Origin of the sequence: Shewanella metallivivens (assembly GCF_028750675.1) — a bacterium.
Lineage (GTDB): Bacteria > Pseudomonadota > Gammaproteobacteria > Enterobacterales > Shewanellaceae > Shewanella > Shewanella metallivivens.
The window spans coordinates 172875-186525 of the sequence record NZ_JAQQPZ010000004.1 but is presented as its reverse complement, the minus strand read 5'-3'; the positions used below and the strand labels follow the sequence as shown (position 1 = coordinate 186525).

Annotated in this window: 9 protein-coding genes; 1 reads left to right on the top strand and 8 read right to left on the bottom strand. The window is 40.9% G+C overall.

Annotated features, from left to right (window positions below):
• Nucleotides 1-516: 516 nt before the first annotated feature.
• Nucleotides 517-3561: a TMAO reductase system sensor histidine kinase/response regulator TorS gene (gene torS, locus PQR79_RS07765; RefSeq protein WP_438270809.1), complete on the bottom strand. Its 3045-nt coding sequence runs from the start codon at nt 3559-3561 to the stop codon at nt 517-519.
• A gap of 68 nt (nt 3562-3629) precedes the next feature.
• Here torS and torT point away from each other — a divergent pair, with 68 nt between their 5' ends.
• On the top strand, nt 3630-4697 hold the full coding sequence (gene torT / locus PQR79_RS07760; RefSeq protein ID WP_238106702.1) for a TMAO reductase system periplasmic protein TorT: 1068 nt from the start codon (nt 3630-3632) through the stop codon (nt 4695-4697).
• Here the strand turns inward: torT and torR are convergent.
• The 7 genes from torR to PQR79_RS07725 form a co-directional block, all read right to left on the bottom strand.
• Nucleotides 4694-5401 (bottom strand): two-component system response regulator TorR, encoded by a 708-nt coding sequence (gene torR, locus PQR79_RS07755; protein WP_274408442.1) that lies wholly within the window; start codon nt 5399-5401, stop codon nt 4694-4696. The genes torT and torR overlap by 4 nt on opposite strands.
• A gap of 360 nt (nt 5402-5761) precedes the next feature.
• Nucleotides 5762-6214, bottom strand: a complete 453-nt coding sequence (locus tag PQR79_RS07750; protein ID WP_238106704.1) for a hypothetical protein — start codon at nt 6212-6214, stop codon at nt 5762-5764.
• Between the two features lie 46 nt (nt 6215-6260).
• Nucleotides 6261-6917 (bottom strand): TorD/DmsD family molecular chaperone, encoded by a 657-nt coding sequence (locus PQR79_RS07745; RefSeq protein WP_238106705.1) that lies wholly within the window; start codon nt 6915-6917, stop codon nt 6261-6263.
• Between the two features lie 79 nt (nt 6918-6996).
• Nucleotides 6997-7629: a DMSO/selenate family reductase complex B subunit gene (locus tag PQR79_RS07740; protein ID WP_238106706.1), complete on the bottom strand. Its 633-nt coding sequence runs from the start codon at nt 7627-7629 to the stop codon at nt 6997-6999.
• A 12-nt stretch (nt 7630-7641) separates the two neighbouring features.
• Entirely contained in the window at nt 7642-10086 is a 2445-nt protein-coding gene (locus tag PQR79_RS07735) for a DMSO/selenate family reductase complex A subunit (protein WP_238106707.1), read from the bottom strand.
• 38 nt (nt 10087-10124) lie between these two features.
• Nucleotides 10125-12128 carry an MtrB/PioB family decaheme-associated outer membrane protein gene (locus PQR79_RS07730; RefSeq protein WP_238106708.1) on the bottom strand — a complete coding sequence of 668 codons (2004 nt, stop codon included), beginning with the start codon at nt 12126-12128 and terminating at the stop codon, nt 10125-10127.
• 15 nt (nt 12129-12143) lie between these two features.
• Complete coding sequence (locus tag PQR79_RS07725) at nt 12144-13097, bottom strand: DmsE family decaheme c-type cytochrome (protein WP_238106709.1); 954 nt, start codon at nt 13095-13097, stop codon at nt 12144-12146.
• Nucleotides 13098-13651: the final 554 nt, after the last annotated feature.

The window sequence follows — 13651 nt, the reverse complement described above, 5'->3', positions numbered from 1 at the left end:
TGTATTGTGCTATTTTCTGTCAATAATGATAAAAGTTCTATTTAAGAGCTAATGTGAGAGGTATCACCAAAGCCAATAACTGATTTCTAAATATATGATCTATATTGATTTGTTTAGTTTATGTAAACATTGTTAAGGGATGTGTTATTTAGTGATTTCAATTAGTTGTTATTCATTAGGCTTATCTAAGGAGGGATTATGAACACCATTTTGATAACAGATAAAAACCGTTAATTTCATTCAAGCTTTCGGTAAATAAATGCACATTAAAGCACTTAATTACAAAGCACCAATCACAATGCAATCTAATTAATAAGCTGGTTAATCGATTGTATTTACATCATAAAGTATTTATTCAGCTCAGGTGTTCAATCATAGAAATGTTTACTAAATGGTTCAGAGATGATCCTCTTAAATATTGTTGCTCATTAACTTCTTTGTATTAAAATATGAAAAAATTGAATGCTACGAGTGCTCATTTTGCTTTTACTTGGATAGTGAGTAATGATGTAGTATTTACTCATTATTATTAATTTTTAGTTCAAGTGCGGTTAGGGATGTTTGCCATACTTGCTTAAGATACTGATAAGAAATATTATTTAAGCCATCTTTTTCAAATTGTTTGCACAAACAGCTTAACTTAGTTAAACCAATGCTGGCACTACTGCCCTTAAGTGAGTGAAGTAGTTTATTACTATCGACAGGGAGATTGGCCAGTTTATTAACTTGTTCTGTACTATTAATACTAAATAACCTTAACATTTCACTTACGGCATCGGCCCCTAGATATTGTAAATCCTCATTAATTTGTTTTTCATTTAATAAAGGCTGATGAGCAATATCCGTCTCTAGATTGTCATTATATATAGTACTTGTATTATCCTTTGTCAGTGGTTCTTGCGTTGTAAATTTAGCGTTGTGGTTATCTTTGGTCTGTATGTCACTGGCATCACCGATCCAATTGGCTAATAACTTAATATTTAGTGGTTTCGCTAATACATCATCAAAACCTAAGGTTTTAATTTTTTCATCTTGAATTTGAGCTGTAAATGCAACAATGCTGATGTTTTTTTGAGCTGCTTTTGCTATTTCTTTCAATTCAACTAATAATTCAGCCCCTGAGCCATCACTGAGTTGAATATCTAGCATGATGCCATCAAACTGCTCAGCACTATCGACACGGAAAATAGATCTTGCTTCTGTGCAGCTCTCAGCCAGAATAGATTGATGACCAAGATGTGCTAAAAAACCTTGTGCAACCAGAGAGTTCACTTTGTTGTCTTCAATAACAAGTACGCATTTAGGATCCACTTTGGGTAATTCTGTGCAGATGACTTCATCAGCTTGCTTACAAGTATGCAAAGGTAAATTAAAGCCAAAAGTTGAACCTTTGCCTAGTTTACTATTAACCCAAATACACTGAGTGGTTGTATCAACATTATTCATTAATGCAACCAGTTCTTTACAGATAGCTAAACCAAGACCTGTGCCTCGAGTTTTGCCTTGGTTAGGCTGTGATCCATAGGCGACAAACAGTTGCCTTATATCCGTTTCACTAATGCCCACACCGGTATCAGACACTTCAAAGGTTAAATGTTGACCAACAACAGTTACCCGTAATTGAATTTCTCCACTTGGCGTAAACTTAATGGCATTACCGAGTAAATTAAGCAGTACCTGGCGCAATTTGGGACCATCTAAATTAACCCATTTAGGCAAGTCATCTCGCACTAAGTATAAGGAAATGCCTGACAATCCTGCTCCCGCTATCATAATAGCCATAACTTCATCGAGCAGTTCATCGAGCGCGATCGCCCTTGGCTCATTGGTTAATTTACCTTGCTCTAACCTAGAAAAATCTAAAATATCGTTGAGCACATTTTGCAACAATGTGCCGCTGTATTGAGATAAGGCTAACATTTGTTTTTGCGCTTGAGGCAATGGGGAGTGACTTAACAAGGTTAAGGTACCTAAAAGGCCATTTAACGGGGTGCGAATTTCATGGCTCATAGTGGCTAAAAATAGTGATTTTGCTTTGTTAGCTCGCTCTGCCATTTCCCTTGCCGACGAATGACCTTTCGCTTCAGCATCGAGCCGGCGATTCGTTTCTGCTAGTTCGAGTGTACGTTCTTGCACCGTGCTTTCGAGTGAGGCTTTGTGGGCAAATAATTCAGATGCGGTTGACTTCAGTTGTGTTTGTAGCGTTTGATTTTGTGCAGTTTTTTGTTTGAAAGCTTCAATGGCTGATGCCATCGCAGTCAGTTCGTCATCCCCATGTGGATCAAGCATAACTTCTGTATTGCCTCGGCTGAGTTGAGACAATGCCGCGGTTGCTTCATTGAGACGTAATGCAATACCCTTATAAATAACTCGATAAACTACAAGTAACATAATGATTAGCATCAAAAAACCTGTTGCCCACAGCCCTGATTTCGCCCACATTAGTTGTTGTAAAAAATCATTACGAGCATTTTTTACCTGAAGTTGTTGTGCTTTCATTGCACCATCAACAGACTGGTTTAGTTGGCCTAATTTATCTGTCAGTATTAATAGTTGAGCATTTTGTTTTGCTAACACTTGCGCATATTGTTGTTGTAAATGTAAGCCCATATTGACTTGACTTAATACAATCAACTGTTGATCAAGCTCTGTTGACCTTACGGGATCTCGAATTAATCCTTTAAGTAGGGCTAGCGGCATTAAATCTATTTGATTATTCGTTTTTTCACCTTTCACAGAGCCTGGATTCTCATTGTTATTTTTTGTGCTTAGACTCGACGGATCAACGATGTAAGGCGTGGGTAAAAGCACTCTCGCCATATTCTCCAACACTTTATTTAAGCCAAGCTGTTGCTCTGGAGATTGTAATAATTGGCCCACTAATGCTATGTGATGTATCAATGCCAAAGCGCGATTCAATCGTTCTCGAATATCTAGATCTTGATCTATTATTGTGTCTAGCAGATGTGCACTTTGTTCCGTTCCTACCACCTGAGGGTATGCTAAGCTCAACTTAGCTAAAATCGCAGAGTCGACAACGGCTTGTTCAGCTTCCAGTAAATCACCGCTAATGCTGGCGGCTTCGGCAAGGGAGCGGCCCTTATCATTCAATTGAGCCGTCAACGCTAGCCGCTCATCTACTTGATGTCCAAATACTGATAAGTCGTGAATAATATCATCGGCTAATAGGGCTAGGTGTTTATCTTTACTTGCGTCACTGCTTTGCAGATTTAGCGAGTAAAGTCGATCAATTTCCACAAGTAAATGTGTGCTTTCAAGGGACATTTTTTTACCAATAACTGCACGTTGAGCCTCGTTTTCTACTCGCCCAAGCCCTTGAGCATTGTCGAGTAAACCATTAGAGGACAACATCAGTTGCCGTGCAGCCTCTGATGCAGGTAATGCATCTTCATATAAATATTGGTCGGCAAGCTTTACCCAATAAAGCGAAACACTACCAAGACTCACTAACATGAGTAATAACAATCCTAGTAGGCAAAATGCCAGCATGAGACGGCCAACTAAGCTTTTACCTGATAGTGATAAAGTGCTCACACTCATTCCTTAAAATGTTATAATTATTACGATTTTTTATTTAAATGTTTAGAAACCTTAATCGAGACAATAACATGCGACGACTCATTTATATACTCATAGCTTGCTTAGGGATACTATCATTATTTGCCAAGGCAACTGCCGCTTCTGCTTGGACATTAGAGCTCCGCACCCCCTATAATGCCAAAATTCAAACCATCAAAACTATCCAATATACCCCTCTGAGCTCAACCCAAAAACCTTGGCGAATATGCGCTTTAGTACCACATCTAAAAGATGCTTATTGGATAGGAATAGACTATGGTCTGGTTTCACAAGCCCGTCAGTTGGGTATTCATTTAGAATTATTCGAAGCAGGAAGTTATTACAGTAAAAATCAACAACTAAAACAATTAAAAAACTGCCTTAATCAACCGTTCGATGCCATCTTACTTGGTGCCGTCGATCCCAATTTACTTGAAAGCTACTCAGGACATATTAACAAACCCATTGTCGCGTTAGTTAACCGTCTAGATAGTGCCATTGTGACTACTCGAGTCGGCGTTAATTGGTATCAAATGGGCTGGACTGCGGGGCACTTTATTGCTCAAACGGTGCAAGAATCCTCACCTTCAATACCAGTAAAACTGGCGCTACTCACTGGCCCTAAAAGTGTTGGGGGAAGTGATTTGGTTGAGCAAGGCCTTTTTGATGCCATTGCCAATAGTCCTATTCAAGTTTCGTCGATTCTTCATGCGGATAACAATCGCGATCTTTATCGTGACCAGCTGCATAACCTGCTCAACGATTATATTCCTGATTATATTCTTGGCAGTGCAGTTGCTATTGAAGCCGCCATTGGCTCGCTACAACATAGAAATTTAACTGAACAAGTAAAACTGGTCAGTAGTTACTTATCCCCAGCGATTTTACGTGGACTTTATCGTCATAAAGTGGCTTTTAGCAGTGACGACCAAGTTGTGTTACAGGGTAAATTAGCGATAGATATAATGGTAAAACAACTTGAAGGAGCTTATTCATTTGGTGATATTGGTCCGCAAGTACAGGCGTTAGCGCAAGGCGACCAGCAGGCCAATACATTTAAGTACAGCATAGCCCCAGCTGACTTTTATCCCATTTACCGAGTGTCACTAAAAAACTAATCATCAACCTTAGTCGCGAATAGGTAACCTTCTCCATGCACAGTAACAAATAGGTCTGTTTGCAGTTTGTTACGTAAACGACGAATAATGACATCTATGGTTCTATCATTTACCTCTTCATTACGATGGCTAGTTTGCTCCATCAAATACTCTCGGGATAACACTTGTTGTGGATGCAATGCAAAGGCGGTGAGTAATTCGAACTCGGCTTTAGTCAGCTTAATCACTTTATCGCCTCGACGCAGTTTTCGACTATTTAATTCTAAAAGATATTGATCGAAGGCAATTAAATCATCACTTTTTTCTGCCTGATTGACAGCTTGTTGCGATTTTTTAACTAACGAAATCCGCCATAGCAAATTTTTTACTCTTACTAATAATTCTCTTAATTCAAATGGCTTGGTAACATAATCATCAGCTCCCATTTCGAGCCCAACGATTTTATCAATGGTTTCATCGCGTCCTGTGACTAAAATTATGCCAACGTCTGAATGGCTTCTGAGTTGACGCGCCAAACTCAAGCCATCCGTGCCTGGTAAATTAATATCTAACATCACCAAATCGACATGTTGTTTTGTAAGTTGTTTCCACATTTGTTCGCCGTCGCCAGCTTCAAGTACACGATAACCTTCTCTCTCAAAATACCCTTTTAATCGAGCGCGGATCACGGCTTCATCATCAACAACCAGCACAGTATTGGACAATCCGGTATGTAGCATCGATGACTCCAAATGGTGTTTATAATAATGACTATTATTCATAACTTTTCATATTCACCTATAAAGATATCCTTGGAATGAGTGGGACGTAACAAAAAGATCCATGTAAAAGGATCTGAGTCACATTGGCGTTATGTGGTATTACCCTAAAATACAAAATCTGATTCAACATTAAAATTATAGCTAACTGACAAGGGATAAGTTATTTGCCGGACAATCAGCTTAATGACTGAATCATAAGCCAACGATTAGGCGAAGTAACTCGAAAACCTAAACGACTCAGATCGTCGCTATTAAGCCTATTCATCGCTAAAAAATGTTCATGTAAGCCATTGTGTTATAACGTCACATACTTCGTTTTTTGAGTCGTCTCTGCCGATTGAGCTCATCTAACTGAGTGGTCAGTTTAAGGATTTGTTGTTGTAGTTCTTGATATTGATTAAAGCTGACATCGCTTCCTTGCGGCTCGTTTAACTCTTTATTTGCCCACATATTTGCTAGCTCAATAATAAGGTGTTCAGCTTGGCTTAGATTGCCATGCTCAATATTTTTAATCATGAGTAAGCGAAAACAATCAAATAGAATGGTGAGTATTACAGCATCGGTAAATTGTATGTCTTGATATTGGCTATCTTGCTCACTGTAAGCCATCGCCGCAATAAGATTTGCTACTGTAGTTATGCTAGTTGCACCAACAAAACGTTGGCAGACATCAGGATTTGATTTGAGCATATTGGCTATCTTGTCGGCAAAAGCTGACTTATGCCATTGATCACCTACCGCTTTAATAAAACTCATATGTTAAGTCCAATTTTTATTATCGATAGACTAAAAACAAACCGTGTTAACGATACAACTGGGTTGCCAAAGGAACAATTTGCAATTCACGACACACTTCATCTAAATAAGCTTGGGCGAATATTGCGAACCCACGGTAGAAATCAGTTTGAGCATGCTGTTGAACTAAGCTTAGGCAACGAGCAGACCAAGGTAGAAGGTGCTGTTGGAGCAAGATGATTAGCGTGCTGCGTAGCGTTTCGTTCTCATCTATAGCAAGTTGAGCAAACATTTGATCAAGTACAGCAAAAAATAAACCGATATGATCAACCGGTTGGTTAGAGTCTAGTTCAAAACTCACACCTTGTTGCTGATAAAATACCATAAGTTCTTGAGTTGATTCACCATTAAGCAATTGCTTTTCACTTAAATAAACCGAGCCCCAAGGCACTGCACTCGGTTCAGCTGGGCCATAAAAAAGTTGTCCATAATCAAGTTTCAACGCTAGGGTTTGCTCGTTATTCCAAGTCTGTAGGTAAGCTTGGATTTGAGTTTTAGCCTGAGCTTCAGCTTGGGAGCCGGAAAACATTGGCCAGCTTTCAATGACTTGATATTTGATAAGGTTCTCAAGTAGCTCAGTGGTTGGATCATAAAACAACACATTATGAAGAATGCGAGCCAGACTTTGAAATTCTTGCATATTCATTTGAGTAGACTGTGACATAAGCGCCTCATTGCTAGAAATATTGATAACGAAAACCACAATATAAAATAGGCGCCTCTAAGGGCGCCAAACGGGGGAACTATACTTCAGAGTGATTTAATACTTTGCCGTCGGTGCTGCTGCTAGGGCGAGCATGACGGTTAGGTTTCATCAACAAGTTAGGTGACGTTACGCTGCTGTTTGGCATTGGCGCAAAGCTAGGTTGAACGGCATCAGGGTATTTGGCTCTAAGTTCATCCATGGTGCCAAAGTCGATGGCACGCATAGGGCAAGACTCAACGCAACTTGGTAACTTGCCTTCAGCTAGGCGTTCAAAACAGCCGTCGCACTTGGTCATTACTTTGCGTGCTGTATCGATTTGTGGTGCATCGTAAGGGCAAGCAGTCGCACAGCTCTCACAACCAATACACAAGTCTGCGGCAACATGTACCAAACCATCTTCTTTACGCTTATGCATTGCACCTGTTGGACAAGCCTTAACACAAACGGGTTCACTGCAGTGGTTACACCCCAAAGAGGTGTAATAAGCGAAAACATCTTGGTTGACGCTACCATCACTGTTCTCGGTCCAAGTCCCACCACCATATTCATACACTCGACGCCAGTTAATCCCAACAGGGAGATCTTTGCGATCTTTACAGGCGATTTGACAGGTTTTACAACCAGTACATTTACTTGCATCGACATAAAAGCCGTATTGAACATTACTCATTTTAAGCTCCTATTAGGCTTTGCGGATTTCAACCAAGTTAGTGTGTTGTGGATTACCTTTAGTAATCGGTGTGGTTCGGTGTGTGGTTAAGACATTTAAACAGCCGCCTTTATCCACAGAGCTACCAGGTTGGAACCAAGCTCCTTGACCTAACGCAGTTACGCCAATCATGATACGAGGGGTGACTTTAACTTCGACTTCAATGGTGCCACGGTCGTTAAATATTTGTACTTTATCTCCTGTTACTAAACCACGAGATTGTGCGTCGATAGGGTTCATCCATACCGCATCTTGCACTGCTTCACGAAGCCAAGGTACGTTATGAAAACTAGAGTGAGCACGGCCTTTAGTATGATAACCCGTTAGTTGCAGGGGATACTTTTCCTTTGTTTTCGTATCTTCAAAACCTTCCCAAGTTGGTACGTATTTAGGTAATGCAGAAATCACGTCACCTTCTTTCAATTTCCACGTTTTGGCTTTTTCAGCCAAGGCTGAAGAATATATCTCAATCTTACCTGATGGTGTTCCTAGAGGATTCGCCACAGGATCGTTACGGAAATCTTCTAATACAATGTAACTGCCATCTGGCAAATATTTGCGATGGATACCTTGCTTCAGCATGACTTCTTTTTCAGGTAGTTCTGGTGTTGCCGCTTTGGCTGTCGCATAGAAGCTATCTAACCAATCCTGACGGGTTTTTCCTTCGGTAAATTCTGATTCAACACCCATACGCTTAGCTAAGTCGACGCAGACCTCATAAATAGGACGAGATTCGAACATAGGTTCAACACTCGTACTCATTTGAACTAAGGTCGCGGTATCACCCGCTGCGTAGCTTTGGTTAACCAAATCTTCTGACTCTAACCAAGACACATCTGGGAGCAAGATATCAGCATATTTAGCACTAGGTGTCATCCAGTTATCAACCACTAGAATAAATTCACACTTAGTTTCATCTCCGATGATTTCTGCTGTTTTATTCACATCAGAATGCTGGTTGATTAACGCATTACCGCCATAATTAATAATGGCTTTAATATCATTACCTAGCTTACCGTCACCGTCGGCATCAAGTTCAACACCTTGAACCCCATCAGATAACACTGTCATATTTTTACCGTCTTCAATCGCTTGAGTGAAGGTAAAGAAAGATATCGCTTTTTTAACTGGGTTGTCGCCTGTTGGCATTGAAGGGGCTGTCATTGAAGACCCCTTACATAAACCACCACAGTTAGTACCTGGTAAACCCAGTTGACCTAACAAGATTGGTAGCATATAACCTGCGCGGGTGTTGTTCTCGCCTGCTGCTTGACGGTTTAGCGAGGCGGCAATTTGAATAAATGGCGCTTTTGCAGCCGCTAATTCTCTGGCGAGTTCAATAATCTGATCTTCAGCAATACCAGTGATTTTGGCAGCCCAAGCTGGGGTTTTTGCATTTGCACCAGCAGTTAGTTCGCCTACATTCTTGTTGTCCAGGATGTAAGATTTATAGCTTTCTTCGTAGCCTACGCCAGCAGGCATGGTTTTTTCATCGTAACCAACACAATATTCATCAAGGAATGCTTGATTCACGCTATTATTGGTGATCCACTCGTAAGCCAAGGCTTCAAATAAGGCGGCATCGGTACCTGGGCGAATAGCTAGCCATTGATCTTCCTTACCGACGGCTGAATCGGTGTAACGGGGATCGATAATGATGGTCTTAAATTTCTTAGATTGCTTCAGACTTAAGAAATCATACGCTTCGCCAGAACCACTCATACGGATCTCAGACGGGTTATAACCTACCATCAATACCAAATCTGAATTTTGCATTTCAGAGACGGAACTACCTTGCCAACCTGGACCCGCAGAACCGTAAGTTTTACTCGCAGCTTCATATATTTGTGACCAACTGTAGTCACCATATGCGTTAAGATAACCGCCTTTTAGATTCATTAAGCGATATAGGCACTGCTTACCAGAGAAGTGATAGCGAGCACCTGAGTTATAGGTAAAATGAATGGACTCATTACCATGCTGGTCAATGGTGCTTTGTAATTTTTCAGCGACAATATCTAAAGCTTGATCCCAAGTTATACGCTCAAATTGACCAGCACCACGAGGGCCAACGCGCTTCATTGGGTACTTTAATCGGTCTGGCGCATAAACCCGCTTACGAAGTGAACGGCCACGAGGGCAAGCACGCACATCATGATCGCCATATTTATCACTAATGGTAAAGTTTGACTCTACTCGGGTGATAACGCCGTCTTTAGAGAAAACCCTTACAGGGCAGTTAGAGCCACAATTTACCAAACAAGATGACCAGTTCATTTTTTCTACTGAGGCTGGTGTTGTTGGGTCAATTGGAGTCGTCGGTGCTACTTCGACATCGCTTGAGCTAGAATTACAGCCTGCGACTGTTGCTGCGCAGCCCATAGCTGCACTCATTTTTAAGAAACTTCTGCGTTCCATTATCATATCCTCATTGCAGTTTTGATTAGCCAAAGCCATTAACGCAGCTGGTAGCTAAACGACAACATCACTTGGTGCGCGTTATAGTTGTGGTTAAGTTTGCCAAATGTGGTTAACCCATTAATGGCATCAACATCGACTTGCGCATTGTCGGTGTCGTAATAGCGCTCATACTGATAGCCCAGCTTGACGCCCAGTTGCTCACTCACCTTATATTTGGCGTACAGCTCTGCACTGTGACGATAAGAGTAGTAATCTCCTTGAGGTTGCGTGGTGGTGTAGACCACTTGCTTGTCACTGTTTGAGTTGGCAAATAGGTAATCTAAACCTAGGCTGAGCTTGTCTTGCATTAAACCGCTGTAATCCATACCCGCACCGAGGTTGATAAACTCATCGTCTACATTGACTGACCAGTCTGCGGCGCTGAAACTTTGGCTGCCGTTTTGCTTAGACGCAATCCACTGTTGGCCAGCAAATGCATAACCCGATAGTTTTTCTGCAAACTGCATATCGATATTGAGGTTGTAGCTGTAGTCTTCAGAAGACGTGAGGCCTAAGGTGGTATCGCTATAATCATCTTCGGCGTAGCGGCCAGTCAGATTGACATTAATCCAATCTGCTGGGGCGTGATTGAACTTAGCTTCAAAAGCGGTTCTGTCACGGTCTGCTAGGTAGAACTTACGCAGTAATGGATTTTCAATGCTTGACGTCAGACTACTAGCTTGATATTGGCTACCATCACGCTGGCTAAAACTGGCTTTCAGTTTGAATTTACTATTGGCAATGCTCTTGATGTTTAGCTTAGTCCATACCGTACTTTCATTGGTTTGCTCGCGGTCACTGTAGCTACGCTCTAGCGCTTTATGGTCAAAGCCCGCTTGTAGGCGATAGTCACTGTTGATGCGATAGCTTGCATTGATTTTGTAGGCTAGTTTTTCTGTATCAATCAGTACATTTTGCTTGAAAGCGCCACTAATTCCATCGGATTCAAATTGAGCGAACTCCCAGCTTGAGCTCTTATTGTCACGCTTGGCGTAGTTGACACTACCGCTTACACGTAAACGATTATTGAGCATCGAAGTGATAGCTAATTTGCCGTCCGTAGTATCAACTTGGCCATCCCAGTTTTTAATTGGAGTGCCTGTAGTTTGTATCACTGCTGCATCTTGTATCATTCGTCCTTGGGACAACTGGGTACTAATGGCAGTACGGTTCAATAGGTATTGACCCGCTAGGCTAATTTGATAAGCACTGTTATCAGGCGCTGGTGCATAAACATCATCAAGATGAGTCAAGCTTAGCGAGTCGATTTGGTTGTCGTATTCACTGTATTGATAATTCAGTGACGTGAGCCAGTTCTGGCCACTGATGCTAAGACCTGAACTGAGTTTGTCAGTTTTGGCATCAACCGGTAGACCAAAGTTGGTTGGACGTGGGCTAACAAAACTAGACGCCTTATAACCTGTCTTATCTTCTTGGCTATAACGGGCAAAGACTTGGTAGTCTTGCTCACCAAATTGTTGCTGTGCAGATAGCCCCATACCAATCTGTTGGCGCTTAAGTGATAACTCTTGAGTTTGCACTGCCGCACTTGAGGTTAAGGTGCCGTCTGCATACCAAAGGTTGCTTTTAGCATCACCATGTTGGTATTGACTCAGTTGACGATAATCAAGTTCAGCTTGATAACTGCCCACTTTACCTGCTTCAAGATGAGCACTGCTGTTGGCAAGACCGAGATTAATGGCTTGCGCTTTAGCTTGATAACCCTCTTTAGCGCGATACTGAACATCAGCATTGAGTACAGCATTACTGCCATCTTCACTGTTAAACGCATTAGCACTGTGGATATCATCACTGTCGTTATACACCGCACCCAGTTCAACATTCCCGCGATAACCACTGGTGTCAGCACAACGCTTACATTGATATTTGTCAGTATTAACGCGAGTGGTATTGGCTTTATTAACACTAAAGTCTGCTGCTATCACTGAGGTAGACGCCGAGATAAGCGCTAGGGTGATGAGATTTAATGGATATTTCATATTATAAGACCTCAATTAACGTTGCAGCTTACTGCCGGCAGGATGGTTAGAACCATGAATTTGACTATGACAGTTCAAGCAGCTGTTACCGCCACCGAATGCGTCTTGGCCAGGTTGTGATACAACACGGCTGGCATGTCCATCATCCATATGGCATTGCTGACATAGTTGAGGTGTACGGCTATTAAGCATTGATTTGTTCACGCTGCCATGGGGGTTATGACAGTTAACACAGTTTTCTGTCACTGGAGCATGCTCCCAAAGGAAGGGCCCGCGTTTTTCGGCATGACAGCTGTAACACGTGTCGTTAACGGTTAACTGGTTAAGGCTACTTTCACCCATTGAACCATGAGGATTATGGCAATCAATACAGGTCATTTGGTTCCACTGCATTGGATGAGATGAGCGCTTGTTCATTGCTGCTTTTTCTTCTGCATGACAATTGGTACAAGTGTCATTTACTGTCAACTTGTTCATAACGGGATCTTTAGCGGTATGAATTTGGTGACAATCAGCGCAGGCGACTTCATCAAGATTATGACTGCTGCTGTGCCAAGCCATTTGCTTAGGATCGTTATGGCAGCCAAGACAAGTACTATTTTGACTGGCAGCATCAAGCTTGCTGTCTTTGCCGAATGCAATCATCGGCTCCTTGCCGCCCTTATTATGTTTGCCTAGCGGACCATGGCAAGCTTCACATTGCAGACCAGCCATAGGCGAATCCGGTTGGCTTATGTTGCCGTGCACGCCATCAAATAACGCCATTACAGTGGCATTTTTTTTATGGCACATCAGACAAGAATCCGCACCTTTGTTAGAGTATTTACCTTGTGCAAATTTCTCCGCTAATTGCTCTTCTAATTGTTCTCCTGTGAGATGGTTCCAAGGGGCCGCCTGAACCGAGAGGGATAAACACGCAAAAGCGAATATCCTAAAAAGTAACGTAGTGATAATAAATTTGTTCATCATCTTGGCCTTACAGTTAATTATTATATGGTTTGGTGTAATTAATGTTCTTGGTGTTAATTGGTTTTGATTGGTGTTAATTAAATTGTAGGTTTGATTTTGAAAAATATAAAGCTATTACTAAATGGGTGTTAAGATGTGTGATTGTTAATTTATAATTAAAATATACGTGATCGAGATCTTTGCGTAAGCGCTCAGGGAAATACTAGTTTTTTAATGTTTCTTGTAGGGGTGATTTTTTCATGTTGTTGTTTTGTATGTATTTTTTAGTTTATTTCGCTGTTATTTTTTTAGCGTTTTCATTTTAATATAAATATAAATATTTATATTAAAAATATTTATATTTATATTTATCTTGGGGAATAAACTTTCATTATTTTTAGTGTGGTTAAATATATTTTAATAAATTGTCTTAATTTTTCATAAGCTTTCATAAGTTTTAATGAATTTATTTTTACTTTTTATCTCAATCAAAAATAAAATCTTCAAAGCTAATGATTAAATTAGATAGGTGGTTTTTAAAGTGCAAATATGTAGGGCTGGGCGGGATTAAGCTT